The sequence below is a fragment of the Agromyces italicus DSM 16388 genome (genome assembly GCF_000421545.1).
Lineage (GTDB): Bacteria > Actinomycetota > Actinomycetes > Actinomycetales > Microbacteriaceae > Agromyces > Agromyces italicus.
The window spans coordinates 109227-132573 of record NZ_ATXF01000004.1 but is presented as its reverse complement, the minus strand read 5'-3'; the positions used below and the strand labels follow the sequence as shown (position 1 = coordinate 132573).

26 protein-coding genes are annotated in these 23347 nt (G+C 71.0%); 9 read left to right on the top strand and 17 right to left on the bottom strand.

The window, feature by feature from the left end:
• Window positions 1-8: 8 nt before the first annotated feature.
• The 9 genes from H516_RS0101000 to rpsB all read right to left on the bottom strand — a co-directional run bounded on the left by H516_RS0101000 (window position 9) and on the right by rpsB (window position 6689).
• The gene (locus H516_RS0101000) at window positions 9-740 is read right to left on the bottom strand and encodes an alpha/beta hydrolase (protein WP_026378273.1); all 732 of its coding nucleotides are present in this window, start codon (window positions 738-740) and stop codon (window positions 9-11) included.
• 17 nt (window positions 741-757) lie between these two features.
• Complete coding sequence (locus H516_RS0100995; protein WP_022887867.1) at window positions 758-1066, bottom strand: hypothetical protein; 309 nt, start codon at window positions 1064-1066, stop codon at window positions 758-760.
• Window positions 1067-1114: 48 nt separating this feature from the next.
• A complete protein-coding gene (locus H516_RS0100990; protein ID WP_051138647.1) occupies window positions 1115-1768 on the bottom strand; it encodes an aggregation-promoting factor C-terminal-like domain-containing protein in 654 nt (217 codons plus the stop codon).
• A gap of 54 nt (window positions 1769-1822) precedes the next feature.
• The gene (locus H516_RS0100985; RefSeq protein WP_022887865.1) at window positions 1823-2377 is read right to left on the bottom strand and encodes a DivIVA domain-containing protein; all 555 of its coding nucleotides are present in this window, start codon (window positions 2375-2377) and stop codon (window positions 1823-1825) included.
• Window positions 2378-2420: 43 nt separating this feature from the next.
• Window positions 2421-3404 carry a phosphatidate cytidylyltransferase gene (locus H516_RS17600; RefSeq protein ID WP_022887864.1) on the bottom strand — a complete coding sequence of 328 codons (984 nt, stop codon included), beginning with the start codon at window positions 3402-3404 and terminating at the stop codon, window positions 2421-2423.
• A 9-nt stretch (window positions 3405-3413) separates the two neighbouring features.
• Window positions 3414-3968: a ribosome recycling factor gene (gene frr / locus H516_RS0100975; protein ID WP_022887863.1), complete on the bottom strand. Its 555-nt coding sequence runs from the start codon at window positions 3966-3968 to the stop codon at window positions 3414-3416.
• A 33-nt stretch (window positions 3969-4001) separates the two neighbouring features.
• Window positions 4002-4733: a UMP kinase gene (pyrH, locus tag H516_RS0100970; protein WP_022887862.1), complete on the bottom strand. Its 732-nt coding sequence runs from the start codon at window positions 4731-4733 to the stop codon at window positions 4002-4004.
• A gap of 174 nt (window positions 4734-4907) precedes the next feature.
• Window positions 4908-5732, bottom strand: a complete 825-nt coding sequence (gene tsf / locus H516_RS0100965) for a translation elongation factor Ts (protein WP_022887861.1) — start codon at window positions 5730-5732, stop codon at window positions 4908-4910.
• 21 nt (window positions 5733-5753) lie between these two features.
• Window positions 5754-6689 carry a 30S ribosomal protein S2 gene (rpsB, locus tag H516_RS0100960; RefSeq protein WP_022887860.1) on the bottom strand — a complete coding sequence of 312 codons (936 nt, stop codon included), beginning with the start codon at window positions 6687-6689 and terminating at the stop codon, window positions 5754-5756.
• Window positions 6690-6961: 272 nt separating this feature from the next.
• Between rpsB and H516_RS0100955 the strand changes: the two genes are divergently transcribed.
• Window positions 6962-7552, top strand: a complete 591-nt coding sequence (locus H516_RS0100955) for a M23 family metallopeptidase (RefSeq protein WP_026378271.1) — start codon at window positions 6962-6964, stop codon at window positions 7550-7552.
• A gap of 42 nt (window positions 7553-7594) precedes the next feature.
• On the opposite strand, the gene H516_RS0100950 is transcribed toward H516_RS0100955, so the two are convergent.
• Together H516_RS0100950 and H516_RS0100945 are read right to left on the bottom strand one after the other, a co-directional pair.
• Complete coding sequence (locus H516_RS0100950; RefSeq protein WP_022887858.1) at window positions 7595-8599, bottom strand: tyrosine recombinase XerC; 1005 nt, start codon at window positions 8597-8599, stop codon at window positions 7595-7597.
• Window positions 8596-9504, bottom strand: a complete 909-nt coding sequence (locus H516_RS0100945; RefSeq protein WP_022887857.1) for a metallophosphoesterase — start codon at window positions 9502-9504, stop codon at window positions 8596-8598. The genes H516_RS0100950 and H516_RS0100945 overlap by 4 nt, the downstream gene beginning before the upstream one ends.
• Before the next feature lie 174 nt (window positions 9505-9678).
• On the opposite strand from H516_RS0100945, the gene H516_RS0100940 reads away from it, so the two are divergent.
• From H516_RS0100940 to dprA, 3 genes are read left to right on the top strand one after another with little or no spacing between them, the layout of a single operon-like run.
• On the top strand, window positions 9679-10035 hold the full coding sequence (locus tag H516_RS0100940; protein WP_022887856.1) for a YraN family protein: 357 nt from the start codon (window positions 9679-9681) through the stop codon (window positions 10033-10035).
• Entirely contained in the window at window positions 10035-11567 is a 1533-nt protein-coding gene (locus H516_RS0100935; protein ID WP_022887855.1) for a YifB family Mg chelatase-like AAA ATPase, read from the top strand. Before H516_RS0100940 ends, H516_RS0100935 begins: the two co-directional genes overlap by 1 nt.
• Entirely contained in the window at window positions 11564-12817 is a 1254-nt protein-coding gene (gene dprA / locus H516_RS17595) for a DNA-processing protein DprA (RefSeq protein WP_022887854.1), read from the top strand. The genes H516_RS0100935 and dprA overlap by 4 nt, the downstream gene beginning before the upstream one ends.
• Window positions 12818-12897: 80 nt before the next feature.
• Here dprA and H516_RS0100925 read toward each other — a convergent pair whose 3' ends face one another.
• From H516_RS0100925 to H516_RS17585, 5 genes are all read right to left on the bottom strand, one after another.
• A complete protein-coding gene (locus H516_RS0100925; protein ID WP_022887853.1) occupies window positions 12898-13221 on the bottom strand; it encodes a DUF2469 family protein in 324 nt (107 codons plus the stop codon).
• A gap of 6 nt (window positions 13222-13227) precedes the next feature.
• A complete protein-coding gene (locus tag H516_RS17590) occupies window positions 13228-13920 on the bottom strand; it encodes a ribonuclease HII (RefSeq protein WP_022887852.1) in 693 nt (230 codons plus the stop codon).
• On the bottom strand, window positions 13920-14672 hold the full coding sequence (gene lepB, locus H516_RS0100915; protein ID WP_026378269.1) for a signal peptidase I: 753 nt from the start codon (window positions 14670-14672) through the stop codon (window positions 13920-13922). The genes H516_RS17590 and lepB overlap by 1 nt, the downstream gene beginning before the upstream one ends.
• Before the next feature lie 81 nt (window positions 14673-14753).
• The gene (rplS, locus tag H516_RS0100910; protein WP_022887850.1) at window positions 14754-15101 is read right to left on the bottom strand and encodes a 50S ribosomal protein L19; all 348 of its coding nucleotides are present in this window, start codon (window positions 15099-15101) and stop codon (window positions 14754-14756) included.
• Between the two features lie 226 nt (window positions 15102-15327).
• Window positions 15328-15837, bottom strand: a complete 510-nt coding sequence (locus tag H516_RS17585; protein WP_022887849.1) for a hypothetical protein — start codon at window positions 15835-15837, stop codon at window positions 15328-15330.
• An 86-nt stretch (window positions 15838-15923) separates the two neighbouring features.
• Here H516_RS17585 and map point away from each other — a divergent pair, with 86 nt between their 5' ends.
• Entirely contained in the window at window positions 15924-16691 is a 768-nt protein-coding gene (map, locus tag H516_RS0100900) for a type I methionyl aminopeptidase (protein ID WP_026378268.1), read from the top strand.
• Window positions 16692-16709: 18 nt separating this feature from the next.
• Here the strand turns inward: map and nirD are convergent, their stop codons facing one another.
• On the bottom strand, window positions 16710-17057 hold the full coding sequence (gene nirD / locus H516_RS0100895; RefSeq protein ID WP_022887847.1) for a nitrite reductase small subunit NirD: 348 nt from the start codon (window positions 17055-17057) through the stop codon (window positions 16710-16712).
• 227 nt (window positions 17058-17284) lie between these two features.
• On the opposite strand from nirD, the gene nirB reads away from it, so the two are divergent.
• The 4 genes from nirB to H516_RS0100875 all read left to right on the top strand — a co-directional run bounded on the left by nirB (window position 17285) and on the right by H516_RS0100875 (window position 23343).
• Window positions 17285-19900, top strand: a complete 2616-nt coding sequence (nirB, locus tag H516_RS0100890) for a nitrite reductase large subunit NirB (protein ID WP_022887846.1) — start codon at window positions 17285-17287, stop codon at window positions 19898-19900.
• The gene (gene cobA, locus H516_RS17580; protein ID WP_022887845.1) at window positions 19897-20670 is read left to right on the top strand and encodes a uroporphyrinogen-III C-methyltransferase; all 774 of its coding nucleotides are present in this window, start codon (window positions 19897-19899) and stop codon (window positions 20668-20670) included. The genes nirB and cobA overlap by 4 nt, the downstream gene beginning before the upstream one ends.
• Window positions 20667-21797, top strand: coding sequence for a uroporphyrinogen-III synthase (locus tag H516_RS0100880; protein ID WP_026378267.1), 1131 nt, complete (start codon window positions 20667-20669; stop codon window positions 21795-21797). Before cobA ends, H516_RS0100880 begins: the two co-directional genes overlap by 4 nt.
• 139 nt (window positions 21798-21936) lie before the next feature.
• Complete coding sequence (locus H516_RS0100875) at window positions 21937-23343, top strand: MFS transporter (protein WP_022887843.1); 1407 nt, start codon at window positions 21937-21939, stop codon at window positions 23341-23343.
• The last annotated feature ends 4 nt before the right edge of the window (window positions 23344-23347 follow it).

The window sequence follows — 23347 nt, the reverse complement described above, 5'->3', positions numbered from 1 at the left end:
GCCCGCGGTCACTCGCGCACGGCCGCGTCGTACGTCGGCCACCGCGTCGGCAGCGGCGCCGCTGCCGGATTCACCACGGACACGATCTCATCGAGCACGCGCCTCGTCTGCGTCTCCCCCACCCAGAGGTGACGCCCGCCCGCGACGTCGATGCGGCGCAGACGGGGCAACCCCGCGAACCGCTCGGCGGCCTCGGCGGGCTTCAAGTAGTCGTCGTGCTCGGGAATGAGCGCGACGAGTGCCGGCGCCGCGTCGCGCCAGCGGGCGAGCTCTCCGTCGCTCGTGCGGTGGAGCGGCGGCGAGAGCAGGATCGCGCCGTCGATGCCGTGGTCGAGCCCGTACTTCAGCGCGAGCTCCGTTCCGAACGACCAGCCGACGAGCCAGGGATGCGGCAGCCCCCGCTCGGCGACGAACGCCATCGCCGCGGCGACATCGGCACGCTCGGCGAGTCCTTCGCCGAAGGAGCCCTCGCTCGTCCCGCGGGCGGACGCGGTGCCGCGCGTGTTGAATCGCAGCACGGCGAGATCGGCGAGCGCCGGAAGCCTCGCCGCCGCCTTGCGGAGGATGTGCGAGTCCATGAACCCGCCGGCGGTCGGCAGCGGGTGGAGCGTCACCAGCGTCGCGACCGGGGCGCGTTCGGCCGGCAGTGCCAGCTCGCCGACGAGGCGCAGCCCGTCGCTGGTCCGCAACTCGATCTCCTCGCGGCGGGCGGGAAGCTCGACGCCCGCTCTGATCTCGATCGATTCGTCTGTTCCGCTCACCGTGCGCCCAATCTCCAGCAGTGCGTGTGCCAGTGCCGTCGCCCCGCGAGATCAGCGGCATCGCCGAGGACGCCGTCGGCGCGCCAGGCGACGAGGTGCGCGACGCCGGGTGCGACCTCGAGCCCGCAACCGGGGCAGAGGTAGGCCTTGAGGGCCTGTGCCTCGGAGACGGGCTGGACGTTCCACTCGCGACCGGCGTGCACCTCGGTGCGTCGCCATCCGGCTGTGAGGCGGTCGACGTCGAGGTCGGGGTGTCCTTCGCGTGCTCGCGCAGCGCGACCCCGAGATCGGTTCGAACGCGCCATGCCGTCAAGTCTAGGGCGACGGGAGACGCCCGTTCGCCCACGGTGGACTCAGTACCAGCCGACGGACTGGGAATGCCCCCACGCGCCGCACGGGGTGCCGTAGCGACCCGAGATGTACCCGAGCCCCCATTCGATCTGGGTTCCCGCGTTGGTCTCCCAGTCGGCGCCGGCGGTGGCCATCTTCGAGCCGGGCAGCGCCTGCGGGATGCCGTACGCACCGCTGCCGGCATTGTAGGCGTTCACGTTCCAGCCGGACTCCTTGTTCCAGAGCGCGACGAGGCAGTCGAACTCCCCGGTGCCCCAGCCGCGTGCGGCCACGGCACCCGCCGCATACGCCTGCGCGGAGCCGGGATCTGGGGTCACCGCGGGCGGCGCCCAGCCACCCTCCGACGAGGCCGCGACGACCACGACCTCGGGCTTCTCCTCGACGACGTAGTTCTCGGGGCCGCCGAGCGTGACCTCGTAACCGGTGCCGGCGGCGACCGACTGCGCGGCCTCGCCGTCGAAGCGATCGCCGTCGAACGCGAACTCGGCGGAGGCGGTGGCACCCGAGTACGGGTCGACGATGTTGACGAGCACGAGACCCGAGGCGGCGAAGAACGCGAAGAGGACCGAGGCGGCCTGTTTGACGGGCCCCCTGGTGGGTCGGCTCCTCGTCACCGGCGCCTGTGCGGCTGCGTCTGCTCCATTGTGTCTACCCACGATTCGATGAGTGTATCGGAGCACGGCCGGGCCAGTCGAACGCGACGCGGCACGTCATCGGACGGCGAGCATCACGTCGACGACGGCGTCGAGAACGAGATCGACCTGGGCCTCGCGGTAGCCGCCCCGCTGCGTCGCGAAGACCACGGAGCGGACGTCTTCGACGGAGATCGGCCAGCCGTCCCGGAAGTAGCGCGTCAGCCGATCGGAGAAGCGATCGACCTCGCGCACGCTGTACCCGAGCACGAGGGGATTCATCCGTTCGAAGCGCTCCCCCTCGGGTCGTGCGAGCCGGTTCGAGACGACCTGCGCCGTCATTCGAGCCTCACGCAGCCACGCCTCGTCTCCGTGGAGGCGCGCGGCCACCTGTCGCTCCTGCGCGGCGAAGGCGTCCTCGAGGCGCGCGAGCGCCGCGTCGACGTGATCGGTCGAGTAGCCGCGCTTCTGCATCGCGAAGGCCGTGAGACGGATCTGTTCGCTCGTCAGCGGCTCGTCGTCGGGGCGCGCGGTGCCGTCGTACGCGCGGCGGGCGCGCTGCAGGAACTCCTCGACCTGGGCGGTGTCGTAGCCGAGGCGGGGCTTTCGGGCGATCGGGAAGGTCGGATCCACCGCACCAGTATCGCGCACGCTCACCGGAAGATCACGCGCACGCTCACCCGAAGATCCGGAACGCCACGAACGCGACCGCCGCGGACGGGAGGATCGAATCGAGACGGTCGAGGAAACCGCCGTGCCCGGGCAGCCACGAGCTCATGTCCTTGATGCCGATATCGCGCTTGATGAGCGATTCGACGAGGTCGCCGAGCGTGGCGGTGAGGAAGATCGCGGCGCCGAACAGCAGCCCGAACCACCAGGTGTTGCCGAGCAGGAACAGTGAGATCAGGAGGCCCGTGACGACGCTGGTCGCGGCTCCTCCGGCGAACCCCTCCCAGGTCTTCTTCGGGCTGATCACCGGCGCCATCTTGTGCCTGCCGAACATGAGCCCGAAGGCGTAGGCGCCGGTATCGGCGGCGACGGCCGCCACGATGAACGCGAGTGTCCACCACTGGCCGCCGTCTGCGGCGGTGAGCACCACCGCGAAGGTCGCCAGGAAGGTCACGTAGCCCTGCACGAAGGCCCCGGCAGCGAGGTCGCGCACGAGTGTCCGTGCATCCGTGCGAAGTCGGGGAACGCCCTGCTCGATGAGTCGCCAGATCGTGACCACCGCGATGCCGCCGAGCACGGCGAGCAGTTGCCCTCCGGCGCCGCCGTAATATGCGACCGGCACGGCCGCGACCGCGACGACGACGGTCGGGATGCGCGGAACGCGGTAGTCGGCCTTCCGCAGCGCCTGCGCGAGCTCGTAGCTCGCGAAACCGGCGATCACGACCGCGAGGAGCATGAAGAGCTCTTTCACGACGAGGAGGCTCAGCAGCACGGCGCCGCCGAAGACGAGACCGATGAGGATCGCCACGAGCAGGTTGCGACCGGTGCGCGCGTTGATCTTCTCCTGCGCCTCGTCGAACTGCGCTTTGGATGCCTCGAACTGACGCTCGAGGTCGGCCTTGCGTGCGTTCACCTGGGCGCGGAACTCGCCACGCGCGGTCCGTTCTTGCCCCCCGGCGTCCGCCTGGCCCTCTTCTGGGACGCCTGACATCTCGCTCCCTCAGACCTCGAGGAGTTCGGCTTCCTTGCGCTTGAGCGCCTCGTCGATCGCGTCGACGTTCGACTTGGTGATCTGCTCGAGCTCCTTCTCGCCGCGCGCCACCTCGTCGTCGCCGACCTCGCCCTTCAGCGCGTCGAGGTCGTCCTTCGCCTTGCGACGGATGTTGCGCACGGCGACCTTCGCGTCCTCGCCCTTCGAGCGCACGATCTTGACGAACTCCTTGCGGCGGTCCTCGGTGAGCTCGGGCAGGGTGACGCGAATGAGACTGCCGTCGTTCGTCGGGTTCGCCCCGAGGTTCGGCATGTCGCGGATGGCCTGCTCGATGTCCTTCATCGCACCCTTGTCGTACGGGGTGACGACGAGCGTGCGCGCCTCGGGGTTCTGGAGCGAGGCGAGCTGCGCGAGCGGCGTGGGCGTGCCGTAGTAGCTCACCATGATCTTCTGGAAGAGCTGGGGGTTCGCCCGCCCCGTCCGCACGGTGGCGAAGTCGTCCTTGGCGACCTCGACCGCCTTCTGCATGCGAGTGGTGGCATCGGAAAGTACATCCGCGATCACGGGAACTCCTTACGGTTCGCTACTCGGGCCAGTCTATCGACTGCTCGGCTCCACGCCGTTGCTCACGACGGTGCCGAGCTCGGCGCCGAGGATCGCAGCGGTCACATTTCCGGCGGGGGTCATGCCGAACACCTGCATCGGCATGCCGTTGTCCATGCACAGGCTGAACGCGGTCGAGTCGACGACCTTGAGGCCGCGCTGCAGGGCCTCCTGGTAGCTGATCCGGTCGATCTTCGTCGCCTCGGGGTTGGTGCGCGGGTCGTCGGAGTACACGCCGTCGACGCCGTTCTTGGCGACGAGCACGACCTCGGCGTCGATCTCCAGCGCACGCTGCGCCGCGACCGTGTCGGTCGAGAAGTACGGAAGCCCCGCACCCGCGCCGAAGATCACGACCCGGCCCTTCTCGAGATGGCGCTCGGCGCGGCGCGGGATGTACGGCTCGGCGACCTGCGTCATCGAGATCGCCGACTGCACGCGCGTCTCGGCGCCCGCCTGCTCGAGGAAGTCCTGGAGAGCGAGCGAGTTCATCACCGTGCCGAGCATGCCCATGTAGTCGGCTCGGCCGCGGTCCATGCCGCGCTGGCTGAGCTCGGCGCCGCGGAAGAAGTTGCCGCCGCCGACCACGATCGCGACCTCGACGGTCTTCGCCGCATCGGCGATCTCTCGGGCGAGGGCGCTCACGACATCGGGGTTGACCCCGAGTGCTCCCCCGCCGAACGCCTCTCCTGAGAGCTTCAGCATCACTCTGCGCTTGCGTTCCGTCATCCCCGCCCGTCCTTCCGGTACCCGTGTCAAAACTAGTGCTTCGCCTCGCCCCGGCGCACTGCCGGGCGAGATGCGCGCGGCGCGCAGCCGTCGAAGGACGCCTGCGCCGGAGCATCCGCGCATGGAAAAGGGAGCCCGGATCGACTGAACGATCCGAGCTCCCTCGCCAAGGTGTTACGCCGTGGCCTTGAAGCGGGCGAACCCGGTCACGGTGAGACCGGCGTCCTCCAGCACCTTCTTGACCTGCTGCTTGTCGTCGCGGGCGTAGCCCTGCTCGAGCAGCACGATCTGCTTGAAGAAGCCGGTGAGTCGGCCGTCGACGATCTTCTCGAGCATCGCCTCGGGCTTGCCCTCGTTGCGGCTGATCTCGGTGACGATGTCGCGCTCCTTCTCGACGAGCTCGGCCGGCACGTCCTCACGAGTGAGGTACTGCGGGTCGAACATCGCGATGTGCTGCGCGACCGCGCGAGCGGTCTCGGCGTCGGCGCCCGAGTAGGCGACGACCACGCCGATCTGCGGCGGCAGGTCCTTCGAGGTCTTGTGCAGGTAGACCGCGAACTCGTCGCCCGGCAGGGTGACGGCCTTCGCGAGCTCGACCTTCTCGCCCAGGATCGCAGCCTGCTCGTCGATGACCTCGCCGACGGTCTGGCCGTCGACGGGCGCGGCGAGGGCCGACGCGACGTCGGCGGCACCGGCCGCGGCGACCGCGTCGAGCACCTTCTCGGCGAGCGCGACGAACTTCTCGTTCTTCGCGACGAAGTCGGTCTCGCAGGCGAGCTGGATCATCGTGTAGCCGGCGGGCGACTCCTTCGCGGCGACGAGACCTTCGCTCGTCGAGCGGTCGGCGCGCTTCGCGTTGCCCTTCGCGCCCTTCAGACGCAGGATCTCCGTGGCCTTCTCGAGGTCGCCGTCGGCCTCCTCGAGCGCCTTCTTCGTGTCGACCATGCCCGTGCCGAGCTGCTCGCGCAGGGCCTTGATGTCAGCGATGCTGATTGCCATGTGTGGCTGTCTCCTTCGGACTTATTCGGCGGGAGTGGCGGTCTCGTCGGCGACGACCTCGGCCGCAGCCTCGGCGCCCTCGACGTCGGCGACCGACTCGGTCGCTGCGATCTCGGCCGCAGCCTCGTCGACGACCTCTGCGGCCTCCGCCTCGGCCGCGGCCTCGGTCTCGACCGTCTTCTCGGTCGCGGCGCCCTGCTGGAGGAGCTCCTGCTCCCACTCGGCGAGCGGCTCGACGGCCGAGACGTTGCCGGCCTCTTCGGGCTTCTGGTGGCGCTCGATGAGGCCCTCGGCCGCGGCGTCGGCGATGATGCGGGTGAGCAGGCTCACCGAGCGGATCGCGTCGTCGTTGCCCGGGATCGGGTACTGGACCTCGTCGGGGTCGCAGTTGGTGTCGAGGATGCCGATGACGGGGATGCCGAGCTTCTTGGCCTCGTCGATCGCGAGGTGCTCCTTCTTGGTGTCGACCACCCAGAGCGCCGACGGAGTCTTCGACAGGTTGCGGATGCCGCCGAGCGACTTGTGCAGCTTGTCGAGCTCGCGCTTCTTGATGAGGAGCTCCTTCTTGGTGAAGCCGCTCGTGGTGCCCTCGAAGTCGAGCTCCTCGAGCTCCTTCATGCGCGCGAGGCGCTTGGAGACCGTCTGGAAGTTGGTGAGGAGGCCGCCGAGCCAACGCTGGTTGACGTAGGGCTGGCCGACGCGGGTCGCCTGCTCGGCGATGGACTCCTGGGCCTGCTTCTTCGTGCCGACGAAGAGGATGGTGCCGCCGTGGGCGACCGTCTCGCGGACGAAGTCGTACGCCTTGTCGATGAAGGCGAGCGACTGCTGCAGGTCGATGATGTAGATGCCGGAACGCTCGGTGAAGATGAAGCGCTTCATCTTCGGGTTCCAACGGCGGGTCTGGTGCCCGAAGTGCACGCCGCTGTCGAGCAGCTGGCGAATGGTGACGACGGCCATGAGCCGTTCTCCTTCTGTTCTCAGTTGTCGCAACCGGCCGGCGGCCGGGAGCCCTGGTGCCCGGCACGGCTCCGCCGTCGCCCTGAGATCTCAGGGGTCGGACTGAATGGAGTCGGTCGCCGAATGGGCACGCGTAGTCACCTCGACAGGCGAGGCGCTCCGGACACTCTACCATCGGCACTCCTCCTCCCCAACCGCCGGGCGGCATCGGTCGTCCACGGCGGCGCGTCGGTCACGGCCGGATGCCTCGCAGTCGCCGCACGATCGAGGGCATGACCCGTCTCCAGCACCCCGGCACCCCGCACCGTCGTCACCGCACGGCCGCCTCCGCCCTCGCGGCGGCGACGCTCACGCTCGCCGTGCTCGCAGCCCTCGTCGCGATATCGCCGCCGGCTGCACTCGCCTTCGGGCTCGGCTCGACCGCCATTCGAGCCGAGAGCGATCGGGTGGAGACGGTCCAGTGGGTCTGGCCGGTTCCCCCGCCGGTGCGTGTGGTCTCGCCGTTCCGTGCCCCGCCGACGCCGTACACGTCCGGCCACCGGGGCGTCGACCTCGAGGTCGAACCCGGCGCCCCGCTCGTCGCCGCGGAGTCGGGGGTCGTGAGCTTCGCGGGCATGGTCGCCGGCCGCGGCGTGGTCGCCGTCGACCACGGCGACGGCGTCGTGAGCGCGATCGAACCGATCGACCCCTCGGTCGGGGCGGGCGACACGGTCGCTGCGGGCACCGCGATCGGCATCGCTTCGCAGGGCGGCCACTGCGCGGGCGACTGCGTGCACTTCGGCGTCAGATTCGACGGCGAGTACGTCTCGCCTTTCCTGTTCCTCGGCGGGCTCCCTCGCGCCGTGCTGCTGCCATTCGGATGAGGCATCCCTCCGGGGGACGGGCCCGGCGGATGCGGCCGCGCGTCACGCCCGCGGGTGGGCGGTGCGGTAGCTCTCCTTCAGCCGCTCGGCCGAGACGTGGGTGTAGATCTGCGTGGTGCCGAGGCTCGCATGGCCGAGGAACTCCTGCACCGCCCGGAGGTCGGCGCCGCCGTCGAGGAGGTGCGTCGCCGCGGTGTGGCGGAAGGTGTGGGGCCCGCTCGGTCCGGTCCCGGGGATCTCGGCGAGGAGTCGGGCGACGAGCGCATAGACGCCCCGCGTGCCCATCCGTGCGCCCCGGGCGCCGAGGAAGAACGCGTCGTCGCGCGTCGACGCGACACGGGGCGTCCGGCGCCGTGCCATCGGTGCTCCGGCCGGCGCCGCCGCTGTGCCCGTCGGGGTCGCGCCCGTCGGTGTCGCCGCCGTGATGATCCTCGGCCTGCCGTCTTCGAGGTACCGGTCGAGGGCGCGTGCGGCCGGCGCGCCGTACGGCACGACCCGCTCCTTCGCCCCCTTGCCCACGACCCGCACCGTGCGACGCCGTCGATCGAGGTCGCCGAGATCGATTCCGACGAGCTCGGAGACGCGCAACCCCGAGGCATAGAGGAGTTCGACGATCGCGACGTCTCGCACGTCGATGGGGTCGTGCGTCGCGACCGCACGTGCCTCGAGCCCGGCGAGCGCCTCGTCGAGGGCGGGTGCCGCGACGACCCTCGGCAACGCGCGCTGAGCCCGCGGGGCGCGCAGCCGCGCACCATGGTCGATCGGGACGAGTCCGCGCCGGGTCATCCACGCCGTGAAGCCGCGGGCGGAGGCCGCACGCCGCGCGATGGTGGCCCGGGTGAGCCCTCGCTCGGTCGCCGCCCAGAGCCAGTCGCGCAGGATCGGAAGGTCGATCTCGCTCACCGCCACGACACCGTGCTCCTCGGCGAAGCGGAGCAGGTCGGCGAGGTCGGCCCGGTAGGCGGCGACCGTGTGCTCGGAGTAGCCCCGCTCGGCGCGGACGTGGGCCAGGTAGTCGTCGACGATGCTGTCGAGGGGCGCGGTCATGTCGGCGGCTTGCGCGAGAACCGCTCGAGTCGTTCGGCGGGGGCCATCGCCTCGAGCTCGGCCAGATACCCCTCGCCGAAGCTCGTGACGACGTCGAAGGGGCCGAGCGGCACGACCGAGGCCGAGAACGCGCCATCGAAGAGGTGCAGGAGCGAGAAGGAGCGCCCGCCGTCGATGCCGACCAGTTCGCGCGGGGGCGCGGAGAGGTCCATCGTGTAGGCCGTCGCCCCGGCGACGGAGACGGGGATGCCGGCGAACGCACCGTGCGTCGCGTAGTGGAGATGCCCGCCGAGGAACAGCCGGACGTCTCGGCCTCGCACCACCTCGGCCAGTTCGTCCTGTCCGCGCAGCTCGAGGACGTCCATGAGGGCGAGCGGCGTCGCGATCGGAGCGTGGTGCATGGCGATGATCGTGCCGCGCGGCGCCGGCTCGGCGAGCACTCGGGCCAGCCAGTCGAGCGAGCGAGCGTCGAGTTCGCCGTGATGGTAGCCCGGCACGGTCGTGTCGAGCGCGATGATCCGGAGCCCGTCGACGTCGGCGACGCGGTGCACCGGGTCGTCGAGCGGCGCTCCGCCGGGTGCTTCATCGAGCAGCCCCAGTCGGAACGCCGCGCGCTCGTCGTGGTTGCCCATCACCCAGACGAGTTCGGCCCCCGTCGCCCGGGCGAGCGGGTCGAGCTCGGCGCGGGCACGGGCATACGCGTCGGCCTCACCGAGGTCGGCCACGTCGCCCGTGACGACGATGACGTCGAGCGACGCGCCGAGCCGCTCGAGCTGGGCCGCCGTCTGCGCGAGGGCTGCGACGGTGTCGGCACCCCCGAGCGGTGCACCGCCCGACAAGAGGTGCGTGTCGCTGACGTGCGCGATGACCGTCGTCGCCGCCGGGTACCTGCCGAGTCGCTCCATCTCCCCCGCCCTTCGAGCTCAGCCTACGATCCGGCACCGACAGGCGGCGGGCGCCGGGCCGCGCCCGCCGACTTCTCCCTCACAGCCCGCCGCGGCCTCCGAGCTTCCGCGGAACCCGCCACGCGGCCCGATCCGCCGCTCGGGCACGGCACGCTCGAAGCGGAGGTGGTCGCTTTGGCCCACAACACGGAGCTCGGTCGGCACGGCGAACAACTCGCCGCCGACCATCTCGAGGCGCTCGGCATGTCGGTGATCGAGCGCAACTGGCGATGCCGTCTCGGCGAGATCGACCTCGTCGCCCGCGACGGCGAGGCCGTCGTGTTCGTCGAGGTCAAGGCGCGGACGGGCCTCGGCTACGGGCACCCGTTCGAGGCGATCACGCCCCCGAAGCTCGCTCGGCTGCGACGACTCGCGATCGCCTGGTGCGAACAGTCCGGCGCGCATCCGACCCGGATCCGCATCGACGCGATCGCGGTCACCCTTCCTCGCGACGCACCCGCGATCATCGAGCACCTCGAGGGAGTGAGCTGATGCCGGTCGCACGCACGGCGTCGGTCGCCCTGCTCGGGCTCACCGGTTCGATCGTCGAAGTCGAGGCCGACCTCTCGGCGCAGCTGCCCGGCGTCATCATCATCGGTCTGCCCGATGCCGCGCTCGGCGAGGCACGCGATCGGGTGCGCTCGGCGGCGAGCAACGCGGGCTGCCCGCTGCCGAGCCGCAGACTCACCGTCAATCTCTCGCCGGCGGCGTTGCCCAAGCACGGGTCGGGGTTCGACCTGGCGATCGCGATCGCCTGTCTCGCCGCCTCGGGAGAGCTCTCGACCGAGTCGGTCGCACGGGTGGTGCATCTCGGCGAACTCGGACTCGACGGTCGCCTCCGCCCGATCGACGGCATCCTGCCCGCCGTCCTCGCCGCCGTCCGCGCGGGGCACGACCTCGTCATGGTCCCCTCGGCCAACGCCGAGGAGGCGTCGCTCGTCCCCGGCGCCCGGGTGATCGGCGTCGCATCGCTGCTCGACGCCGCGATCTGGCACGGCGGCGCCTTCGAACCCCGGGTCAGCGATCCTGTGGCCGGCCAGTCGCCGGTCGAGGACGCCCCCGATCCCGCGGGCGACCTCGCCGAAGTCGCCGGCAACAGCGACGCGGTCGAGGCGATGCTCGTGGCCGCGTCCGGCGGGCACCACGTCTCGATGCTCGGGCCGCCCGGGGCGGGCAAGACCATGCTCGCCTCCCGCCTGCCAGGGCTCCTGCCCGATCTCGATGCCGACGCGGCGCTCGAGGTCGCCTCGATCCACTCGCTCGCGGGTCGCCGCCCGGGGGCCCAGTTGAGTTTCAGGCCGCCGTACGAGGCGCCGCACCACACGGCCACCGCGGCGTCGATCGTCGGCGGAGGCAGCAGGGTGATCCGTCCGGGCGCCGCAGCGAGGGCGACCCACGGCGTGCTCTTCCTCGACGAAGCGCCCGAGTTCCCACGGGCCGTGCTCGATGTACTGCGCCAGCCGATCGAGTCGGGCACGATCTCGATCCATCGGGCGAACGCCGTGGCGACCTTTCCCGCACGCTTCCAGCTCGTGCTCGCGGCGAACCCGTGCCCGTGCGGCAATGCGGGCACCACCGAGTGCACGTGCGCTCCGATCGTGCAGCGCCGCTACCTGGCGCGGCTCTCCGGGCCGCTGCTCGATCGCGTCGACCTGCAACTGCGCGTACCCAGGGTCTCCGTCGCGGCGATGCGCATGGCCGACGAGGGCGGGGTCTCCACCGCGCAGGGGCGGGCAATGGTCCTGGCGGCGCGCGCCGCCGCAGCCGAGCGGCTAAAGGGTACGCCCTGGCGCACCAATGCCGACATGCCCGGTCCCTGGCTCCGCGGCGCCGGCCGACTGCATCCCGGCACCCGCGCGACCACCACGCTCGACCGGCTGCTCGAACGCGGGGGCGTCACGATGCGCGGGTACGACCGGATCCTGAAGGTGGCGTGGACCCTCGCCGACCTCGCCGGCAGCAGCACGCCGAGCGCCGAGCACGTCGGGCGCGCGATGTTCTTCAAGTCGGGGGTCACGTCATGAGCGCCACGCGCCGCACCGCCTCCGCATACTCGACCGCGATCGACGCTGTTCGAGGCGGCCACGAGCATGCCGAGGAGGAGCAACGTGCCGACGCGGCCGCCCGTGCGGCGCTCGGGTTCCTCTCCGAACCCGGCGACGGGGTTCTGGGGCGACTCGTCAACGCCATCGGCGCGCCCGCCGTGCTCGACCTCGTCATCTCGGGCGCGAGGCCGTCCGAGTTCGCGGTCGCGCTCGGGGCAGCGGGCGAGCCGGGCGAACCGCTCGGCGATTCGTCGATCGGGCACGGGCTGAAGCGCTGGCGTCCTCGTATCGACGCGGCGGCGTTCGAGCGATCCCTCGCGCAGGCCGCTCGCGTCGGCGCACGTCTCCTGGTCCCCGGCGATGCCGAGTGGCCGACGGGCATCGATGACCTTGGTCCGAACGCCCCGCTGGCACTCTGGGTTCGCGGTCGCGCCGACGCGCTCGCCGGAGCTCAGCCCACCATCGCGCTCGTCGGTGCTCGAGCCGCGAGCGGGTACGGCGAACATGTGACCGCGGAGGCCTCGGCCGGTCTCGTCGATCGCGGCTTCCTGATCATCTCGGGTGGCGCCTACGGCATCGACGGCGTCGCCCACCGCGCGGCGCTCGCGAGCGACGGCACGACGGTCGCCTTCCTCGCCGGCGGCATCGACCGCCTCTATCCGGCGGGCCACGAGTCGCTGCTCACCCGCATCGCGCAGACCGGGGCCATCTACTCGGAGGTGCCCTGCGGGACCGCGCCGTCGAAGTGGCGGTTCCTGCAGCGCAACCGGCTCATCGCCGCGGCCGGCGACGCGACGATCGTGATCGAGGCCGGGATCCGCTCGGGCTCGCTGAACACCGCAGGGCACGCGGCCACGCTCGGCCGTCCACTCGGCGCCGTGCCCGGGCCGGTGACGAGCCCGTCGTCTGCCGGCTGTCACCGCTTGATGCGCGAGCGCGACGCGACCTGCGTCGTCGACGCGGCGCAGATGGCCGAGCTCGCCTCGGGAATGGGCTTCGGGATCGAGCAGGGCCCGCCGAACCGGTCGATGGATTCAGCGCCTTCGGCCGATGCCGTCCGCCTGCTCGACGCGCTCAGCCCGAGGAGCGCGCGGTCGGTCGACGACCTCGCCCGACGCAGCGGCCTCGCCCCGGGGCTGGTGATGTCGACGCTCGCCGAACTCGAGGTCGATCGTCTCGTGATCCGCGACGTCGGCGGTGACTGGAAGTGCCGGCCGCGACGCCGATGAGCGAGCCGCCGGCACCGCCGGTACGGGGCCGTCGCGACGGGAACGCGCACAATCGCCGAGTGCCGGGCCCGCACCGACGACTACTCGTCGAGCGCGAGCTCCTTCGGCAGCTCGAACTCGCGCGTGGCGAGTTCTTCGACGTTGACATCCTTGAACGTCAGCACCCGCACCGATTTCACGAAGCGGTCGGCGCGGTAGACGTCCCAGACCCAGACGTCCTTCATCGTCAGCTCGAAGTAGAAGTCGTGCTCGGTGTCACGGCGCACGAGTTCGACCTCGTTCGCGAGATAGAACCGTCGCTCGGTCTCGACCACGAACTTGAACTGCGAGACGATGTCTCGGTACTCGCGATACAGGGCCAACTCGACCTCGCGGTCGTAGTCTTCGAACTCGTCTTCATCCATCGTCGTTCATCCTACGCCGAGCTCGAAGAGCGCCGGTGCCTCGGGCGCACGCTCGTGCAGCCAGGTGCGCCGATGGAGGGCGTTCGGGCCGTGCTCGTCGATCGCGGCGAAATGCGCGCGGCTCGAGTAGCCCTTGTTCTCGTCCCACGAGTAGAGCGGGGTGTCGGCGTGGGCCAGGCGCATCCCACCGTCGCGATGCACCTTCGCGAGCACGGAGGCCGCCGCCACCGAGGCGCAGTCGCGGTCGGCCTTGATGCGGGTGCGTACGGCCACCCGCCGCTCGATCGCCGGGCTCAGCCAGTCGTGGTTGCCGTCGAGGATGAGCGGCGCACCGGCCACCTCGTCGGCGAGCCCGGTGCCCGCCGCCAGCGCCGCGAAGGCGCGGGCACCCGCGAGCCCGAGGCAGGCCATGATGCCGAGCTCGTCGATCTCGGCCGCAGAGGCGTCGCCCACCGCCCACGCCCGCACCCAGGCGCCGGCGCGAGGCGCCATCGCATCGCGCTTCGGCTCGGTCATGAGCTTCGAGTCGCGAAGACCGGCCGGCATCCGGCGCACGGCGGGGTCGATGACGACGAGCCCGACAGTCACGGGGCCCGCGAGCGCGCCGCGGCCCACTTCGTCGCAGGCGAGCACGAACGGCGCCCCCTCGTCGAAGAGCTCGCGCTCGGCGCGGAGGTTGGGGATCGCCTGCCCGCCCATCAGCCGGCGCCCTCGTCGACGCCCTCGAAGACGGTCGGGTAGTTGTCGAGCCACGCCCAGTGCGAGACCGGCCAGCTGACGACGAACGCACGCCCCACGACGTTGTCGATCGGCACGAAGCCCTTGAGGGGGGTGTCGCCGTTGAAACGGGAGTCCTTCGAGTTGCCGCGGTTGTCACCCATCACCCAGAGCGCGCCCTCGGGCACGGTCTCGTCGAAATCGACCTCTGAGACCTTGGTGTCGCCGGGCGGCAGGGCGACGTAGGCCGACTCGTCGAGCGGCACGCCGTTGACGCTCATCTGGCCGAGCGCGTTGCAGCAGACGACGTGGTCGCCGGGCAGCCCGATGACTCGCTTGACGAGGTGGTCGTTCGAATCGGGCGCCGAGAGGCCGACGAAGGCCATGAACCAGTCGACGGCGGCGATGAGCGGCGGCTGCGACTCCTCGACGCGGGCGGGCAACCAGCCCCCCGGGTCTTTGAAGACCACGACGTCGCCGCGCGAGATCGGCGTCACCTCGGGAACCAGCTGATTCACGATGATGCGATCGTCCTTCACGAGCGTCATCTCCATCGACTGCGACGGGATGAAGAACGATCTGATGAGGAACGTCTTGATGAGGAACGAAACGAGCACCGCCACCACGAAGATGACGAGCAGGTCCCTCAGGAAGAGGAGAATGCCGCGCTGCCTGCCGCGTGCCGATGCCGAACCAGCGCGATCTTCTTCGCGCATGGTGGTGTCTTCTGTCATTTAACCGCCCGAGCTCCCCACCAGTCTATTGGTGGGGAGCTCGGTCGGAGTTCGCGGGAGACCGCGATTCGCGCAGACGGGTCAGGCGTCGCGCTTCTCCTTGATCTTGGCCTTCTTGCCACGGAGCTTGCGCAGGTAGTAGAGCTTCGCACGACGGACGTCACCACGGGTGACGACCTCGATGTGGTCGATGACCGGCGAGTGCACCGGGAACTTGCGCTCGACGCCGACCTGGAAGCTGACCTTGCGGACCGTGAAGGTCTCGCGCACGCCTTCGCCCGAGCGGCCGATGACGACGCCCTGGAAGACCTGGATGCGCGAGCGGGTGCCTTCGATGATGTTCACGTGCACCTTGACGGTGTCGCCGGGGCGGAAGTCGGGGATGTCCGACCGCAGGCTCGCGGCGTCGACATGGTCGAGAATGTGCATGATGTTCGCTCTCTGCGCCCGCAACCGGTCGAACGCGGATCTTGAATGGAAAGTGTCTGGCGCCGCCTCGCACGGTTGACCCATGCGTCGCATGCTCCCCGGAGGCAGAGACGTCGGCGGGATCGCTCCCGCAGCGGCACAATCCTCTATTGTGCCATGCCGGACGCCCGGCAGGCAAAGCGGGCGACGCGGTCACGGGGATGCCACGGTGTCGCCGACGCACGCGTCAGTCGCGCACCTCGTGGATGACGATGACCTCGTCTCCGTCGTCGAACGGCGGACGGCGGGTGCCCGGGGCATCCTGACGCGGCTTGCCGCCCTGTTGCTCGGCGGCGAGCCGCTCGAATTCGGCCATGGAGGCGTTCATGCGCTTCGCGCCGTCCTTCACGAGCTGCCAGAGCGCGACCCAGAACGCGGCGATCGCCGCAACGATCGCGAGGACGCCGAAGAACGTCGACCCGCCGGTGTAGAAGCCCGTGGCGATGAGGGCGGCGTGCCAGACGCCGATCACGCCGACGTCGATCCATGAGACGGCGCGTTCGCGGCGCACCGTCGGCCGCGCGTTCACGAGGAGGACCACGACTCCGAGCGTGAGGAACGCGACCGGCACGACGATCACGAGGCCGAGGGTGCCCCAGCCGCCCGAGCCGAAGATCGCCCAGCCCACCAGAAGCCACGCCGGCAGTGCGACGATCGCGATGAACTGCCAGCGGTAGAAGAGGCGCCGGATGAGCATGGGGCAAGCGTAATCCGGCGCGGCTGCGAGCGCGCCGGGTGTTCACTCAGGGCGGAGACGACAGAATGGTCTCGGAGAGGATGAGCGTGATCGAACTGAGGACCCCCGCCGAGCTCGAGGAGATGCGGCCTGCGGGCCGTTTCGTGGCAAGCGTCATCGAGGCGACGTCGAAAGCCGCCGCCGTCGGCGTCAACCTGCTCGAGCTCGATGCGCTCGCGCACGAGATGATCCGCACGGCCGGCGCCGAGAGCTGCTACATCGACTACCACCCGTCGTTCGGGGCGAGCCCGTTCGGCAAGGTCATCTGCACCTCGGTGAACGACGCGGTGCTGCACGGCCTCCCCCGCGACTACAAGCTCCGCGACGGCGACCTGCTGAGCCTCGACTTCGCCGCCTCGGTGAACGGCTGGGTCTCCGACTCGGCGATCTCGATCGTCGTCGGCACCCCCCGCGACGACGACCTGCGCCTCATCGACACGACGCAGCGGGCCCTCGACGCCGGCATCGCCGCAGCGCGCCCCGGCAACCGCATCGGCGACATCTCGCGCGCGATCGCCGACGTCGCGAAGGCCGGCGGCTACTCGATCAACACCGACTTCGGCGGGCACGGCGTCGGCCGCACCATGCACGGCGACCCGCACATCCCGAACAACGGCCGCCCCGGCCGCGGGCTGCCGCTGAAGCCCGGCCTGGTCGTCGCGATCGAACCGTGGTTCCTCCAGACGACCGACGAGATCTTCACCGACCCCGACGGCTGGACCCTGCGCAGCTCCGACGGCTCCCGCGGAGCGCACGCCGAGCACACGATCGCCGTCACCGAGGGCGACCCGATCGTGCTCACGCAGCGCGGCTGAGACGAGACGCCCCGTTCTTCAGGCGTCGAGTTCGACCTCGATCATGCCGCCGACGATTCGCGTGCGGAAGGTGCGCAGCGCCAGTGTCGCATCGGTGAAGCACTCGCCGGTGCCGAGATCGTAGACCTCCTTGTGCAACGGTGAGGCGATGGTGGGGCGCTCGCCCCGAGACCCCACGATGCCCCGCGCCATGACGGGCGCACCGGTGTGGGGGTCGAGGTGGTCGACCGCGTAGACCTCGTCGCCTCGGAGGCGCACGAGTGCGATCTGCCGGTCGGCGTGCAGCGCGACCTCGCCCCACCCCGGCTCGAGCTCGTCGAGATCGCAGGCGGCGAGCCAGGTGGTCGTCGTGGCGGTCGGCGTCATGGCGGGTCCTCCTCGGTCGAGCCGAGCTGCGACGGCCCGGCGATGTCTGCACCCGACGCTAGCCCCGGTTCGTTTCGACCGACCGGTCCCGATGTTTCGGGGCGGTGAAGAGCGCCTCACATCCGCGGTCGGTGGCCGTGCGGGATGCGCGCAGCTCGGTTACCGCGCCGAAACAGCCCCGAAACGACTCCCTCCTACGCTCGCCTCATCCGATCAGGGGAGGCAGCATGTCCGGCAGCACGAGCGAGCTCGACGGCGGCACCGCGGTGCGCGACGTCCTCATCGTCGGCGGCGGGCCCGCCGCACATCGACTGGCCGACAGCCTGCACGCCCGTGACACGGGCCGGAGCCTGCGGGTCACGGTCGTCGGCGAGGAGCCGCACGCCCCCTACGACCGGGTCGCCCTCAGCACCCGGCTCGCCGACGGCACGGTCGACCTCGCGCTCGAGCCGAGCACGATGTGGGACAGCGGGCACGTCGGCCTCGTCGTGGGCGAGCGCGTCGTCGCGATCGACGCCGACGCGAACACGGCGACGACGTCGACGGGTCGGCGGCTGCACTGGAACGAGCTCGTGCTCGCGACCGGTTCGAGCGCGCCGGTGCCCGACCTCCCCGGCTCCGAGCACGCCCGCGTGTACCGCACCATCGAGGACGTCGACTCGCTCGTCGCCGAGACCGCGGCGATCGCCGCGACGCACGGACGGCCCGCCCGCGTCGTCGTCGCGGGCGGGGGTCTCCTCGGACTCGAGGCCGCCGGCGGGCTCGCCGCCCTGGGCGCCCACGCAGCGATCGTGCACTCCGGCGGCTGGCTCATGTCGGCCCAGCTCGACGAGGGCGCGGGACGCGCACTCGGCCGGATCATCGCCGGTCAGGGCATCGGGCTGCACCTCGGCGTACGACCGACGGCGCTGCACGTCGACGACGGGGCGGTGACCGGCGTCGAGCTCGCGAACGGCCGGCGCATCGACTGCGATCTCGTCGTCTTCGCGATCGGCATCAGTCCGCGCGACGAGCTCGCCCGCGAGCTCGGCCTCGACCTCGGCCCCCGCGGCGGCATCGCGATCGACTCGGCCTGCGCGACGTCACGGCCTCGGGTGTACGCGATCGGCGAGGTCGCGAGTTTCGAGGGGCGTTGCACGGGCCTCGTCGCACCGGCGAACGCGATGGCCGAGGTCGTCGCCGACCGCCTGCTCGGCGGTGCCGCCGAGTTCACGACCGTCGACGATGCGACGAAGCTGAAGCTCTCGGGTGTCGACGTCGCGAGCTTCGGCGACGCCCTCGCCCGCACCGAGCACGCCCTCGAGATCGTCTACGCCGACCCCGCACGCGGGCTCTACCAGAAGCTCGTGATGACCGGCGACGCCAAGACGCTGCTCGGCGGGATCTTCGTCGGCGACGCCTCGCCGTACTCGAGCCTGCGCCCGCTGCTCGGCACCGAGCTCTCGAGCGAGCCGGCGGCGTATCTCTCGGCCTCGGGCGTCGAACCGCCCGCTGGCGACGAACTCCCCACCGGAGCCCTCGTCTGCGCGTGCAACAACGTGACGGCGGGCACCATCCGCGACGCGATCACGGGCGACGGGCACGCCGAGGGCTGCACCGAGCTCGGCGCGCTGAAGACGTGCACGCGGGCCGGCACGCAGTGCGGCTCGTGCGTTCCGCTCGTGAAGAAGCTGCTCGAGGGCGAGCTCGAGAAGTCGGGCGTCGCCCTCTCCCGGGCGCTCTGCGAGCACTTCGAGCTCTCCCGGCAGGAGCTCTTCGAGTCGATTCGGGTACTCGGGCTCACGAGCTTCGACGAGATCGTCGAGCGCCTCGGCACCGGTCGCGGGTGCGACATCTGCAAGCCGGTGATCGCCTCGATCCTCGCCACCCAGCACGGTTCGTACATCCTCGACGGCGGCCGCGGGGGCCTCCAGGACACGAACGACCGGGCGATGGCGAACATGCAGAAGGACGGCACCTACTCGGTCGTGCCGCGCATCCCGGCCGGCGAGATCACTCCCGAGAAGCTCGCGGTGATCGCCTCCGTCGCCCAGGAGTTCGGCCTCTACACGAAGATCACGGGCGGCCAGCGCATCGATCTGTTCGGCGCACGGCTCGACCAGCTGCCCGACATCTGGAAGCGGCTCGTCGACGCCGGGTTCGAGTCGGGCCAGGCGTACGGCAAGGCGCTCCGCAACGTCAAGAGCTGCGTCGGGTCGACGTGGTGCCGCTACGGCGTGCAGGACTCGGTGGCGATGGCCGTCGGGCTCGAGCTCCGGTATCGGGGTCTGCGCTCCCCGCACAAGCTCAAGTTCGGCGTCTCGGGGTGCGCGCGCGAGTGCGCCGAGGCCCGCGGAAAGGACATCGGCGTCATCGCGACCGATCAGGGGTGGAACCTCTACGTCGGCGGCAACGGCGGGTTCCAGCCGGCCCACGCGCAGCTGCTCGCGAGCGACCTCGACGACGAGACCCTGATCCGCTACATCGACCGCTACCTGATGTACTACATCCGCACCGCCGACCGGCTGCAGCGCACGGCACGGTGGATGGAAGACCTCGAGGGCGGCCTCGAGCACGTGCGCGAGGTCGTCGTCGAAGACCGGCTCGGCCTCGCCGACGAACTCGAGGCGGCCGTCGCGACGCACGTCGAGCACTACGAGGACGAATGGGCGGCGACGCTCGCCGATCCCGAGCGACTGCGCCGGTTCCGCTCCTTCGTGAATGCCCCGCACACGCCCGATCCCTCGATCGCCCGGGTCGCCGAACGTGAGCAGTTCCGCCCGGCGACGGCCGAGGAACGCGCGGACGGACGGGCGATCCTCATCGCGGGCGCCACGATTCCGATGCGGGAGGAGCTCGCATGACCGGGCGCGTCACGCTCGTGGGCGGCGGCCCCGGCGCGATCGACCTGCTCACGGTCCGCGCCGTGCGGGCCCTCGCCGACGCCGACGTCGTGCTCGTCGACCGCCTCGCGCCCCACGAGGAGCTCGCCGCCCTCGCCCCGCGCGCCGAGATCGTCGATGTCGGCAAGGCCCCCGGTCACCACGCCGTGCCCCAGGGCGAGATCGAGGCGCTCATCGTGCGGTACGCGGCATCCGGTGCCCATGTGGTGCGCCTGAAGGGCGGCGACCCGTATGTGCTCGGCCGCGGCGGCGAGGAGGTGCTCGCCTGCCAGGCAGCGGGCATCCCCGTCGAGGTGGTCCCGGGCGTCACGAGCGCGATCGCAGTGCCGGGCGCCGCGGGCATTCCCGTCACGCATCGCGCGGTGAGCCGTCTCTTCACGGTCGTCTCGGGGCACGCGCCGCTCGGCGACGATGAGCTCGCCCACCTCGCCGGGCTCGGCGGCACGATCGTCGTGCTGATGGGCATCGGCACACTGCCCTCCCTCGTGGCCGGACTCGCCCGGCACGGCCTGCCGCCGGAGCATCCGGTCGCGATCGTCGAACGCGGATTCAGCCCCGAGCAGCGAACCACCGTCGGCACCCTCGCCGACATCGTCGCGACGGCCGCGCGAGCGCGCGTCGTCTCCCCCGCCGTGGTCGTCGTCGGCGAGGTCGTGCGCCTTGCGCACGACGGCGACGCGGCCGCAGACGAACTGATGGCCCGCGCGGCCGTGTTGTCGGTGATCGCATGACGGATGCCACGGAGTGCCCGCCTGGCTTCCGCCCCGATCAGTTGTCGGGGTTCCGCATCGGGGTCACGAGCGACCGGCGTTCGGCCGATCTCATCGACGCCCTGACCCGACGCGGCGCCCAGGTGCTGCACGCCCCGACGCTGCGGATGGCGAACGCCGCGAGCGACGATCCCGTCATCACCGACACGCGCGCGATCATCGATGCCCGACCCGACGTGCTGCTCGCGACGACCGCCTACGGGGTGCGGCGCTGGTTCGAGGTCGCCGACTCGGCGGGGCTCGGCGAGGACCTCGTCGAGGCGCTCCAGTCGACCGACATCCTCGTCCGCGGGCCGAAGGCACGGGGCGGAATCCGGGCCGCGGGGCTGAACGACGTCGGCATGAGCGCCGAGGAGACGACCGAGTCGCTCATCGACGAGCTGCTCGATCGCTACCCGCCGAATCTCACCGTCGCGGTGCAGCTGCACGGCTTCCTCCAGGCGCATCAGCTCGATCGCCTGCGCGCCGTGCACCCCCGGGTGCTGACCGTCGAGCCGTACCGCTGGGTCGAGACCGACGCCGACGACGATCGGGTCGACCGGCTGATCGACGCCGCCTGCTCGGGCGGGCTCGACGCCATCACCTTCACGAGCGCGCCGGCCGTGCACGCGCTGTTCGGCGCCGCCGAGGCGCGCGGCCGCTACGACGACCTCGTCGACGCGATGTGCGGAACCGTCGTCGCGGCCGCCGTCGGCCCCGTGACGGCGGCGCCGCTCCTCGATGCGGGCATCGTGCCGATCCAGCCCGAGCGGTTCAGGATGGGCGCACTCATCCGGCTCGTCTGCGAGCATCTCGAGCAGTCGCGGGTGCTCCGGCTCGCCACCCGTCACGGCGAGCTCGCCCTCCGCGGGTCGATGCTCGAGATCGACGACCGGCGGGTGCCGCTCGCCCCCGTCGCGCTCGCCCTGCTGCGCGCGCTCGTGCTCGCCCACGGCGCGGTCGTCGCCCGTGACCGGCTCGCGTCGGGCCTGCCCGGCACGGGCGACCTGCACGCCCTCGAGGTCGCCCTCAGCCGCCTGCGGCAGACCATCGGAGTGCCCGGGCTCATCGCGACCGTGGTCAAGCGCGGGTACCGGATCGATGTCTGAGCCGCGCCTCACACCCGGGCCGGCACCGGGTGAGCACCTCGAGACGAGGCGTTCACGATCGGCACGATCCGCGGAAACACCGGCTCCGTAGCGTCGGTCGCACGAGTTCCGCGCACGAACGACCGCACCGGAGGCACCGATGACCGACACCGTCAGCACCGAGCAGCACCAGCCGGATCCCGCCACGGGCACGCCCACGTCCGTCGCCCCGGCCCCCGTCCTCACGATGCGCCCGGGCCGCTGGATCGACGGCTGGGACCCCGAGGATCGGACGCAGTGGAACGGCGTGGGGCGCGCGATCGCACGTCGCAACCTCCGCTGGTCGATCTTCGCCGAGTTCCTCGGTTTCGTGATCTGGCAACTCTGGTCGATCGTCGCGGTGACCCTGCCGGAGGCCGGCTTCGAGCTCTCGACGGGTGAGATCTTCTGGCTGATCTCGATCCCGAGCCTCGTCGGTGCGACGCTCCGCATTCCCTACTCCTTCCTCGTGCCCCGTTTCGGCGGCCGGAACTGGACGATCATCTCGGCGGGGCTGCTGCTCGCCCCGGCGATCGCCCTCGCCGTCTGCGTCGGGAACCCCGAGACGCCGTTCGGCGTCCTCCTCGCGGTGGCGGCCCTCGCCGGATTCGGCGGCGGCAACTTCGCGAGTTCGATGTCGAACATCACGTACTTCTATCCGCAGCGCGAGAAGGGCTGGGCTCTCGGGCTCAACGCCGCGGGTGGCAACCTCGGCGCCGCCGTCGCCCAGTTCATCGTGCCCGTCGTCATCACGATCGGCGCAGGGGCATCCCTCAACCTGCCGATCGCCGGATGGATCTGGGTTCCGTTCATCGTCGTCGCGATGCTCGGCGCGTGGCGCCGGATGGACAACCTCTCGAACGCGAAGGCCGATCTCGCCGGTTCGGCGGCGGCCCTCAGGGAACCGCACCTCTGGGTGCTGTCGCTGCTCTACATCGGCACCTTCGGCTCGTTCATCGGCTTCGCGAGCGTGTTCCCGAAGCTCATCGTCGACCAGTTCCCCGATTTCTCGACGATCGCCGTCGGCGGCACCTCGGTCTCGCTCGCCTTCATGGGAGCGCTCATCGGTTCGCTCGCGCGCCCCTACGGCGGACGTCTCGCCGATCGCTTCGGCGGCGCCCGCATCACCATGAGCGCCTTCGCGGCGATGGCGGCGATCACCCTCGCGGTCGTCGTCGCCCTGCCGGTCACGGGATTCTGGGGCTTCCTCGGCCTGTTCCTGCTGCTCTTCGCCGCGGCCGGCATCGGGAACGGCTCGACCTACCGGATGGTGCCGATCGTGTTCGCGCTGCGCGCCTCGGGCGACGAGTCGGCACGCAGACGCAAGGCGGCCGCGGCGCTCGGCCTCATCTCGGCGATCGGCGCGTACGGCGGCTTCCTCATCCCCCAGGCGTTGAACCTCTCGTTCCAGGCGACGGGCGGGTACGCCGCCGCCTTCCTCGGCTTCGTCGCCGGCTACGCCGTGCTCCTCGCCCTGACCGCCCTCGTCTACGTCCGGCCCGGTCGGGCCCGGGCGCAGCAGATCTGAATCG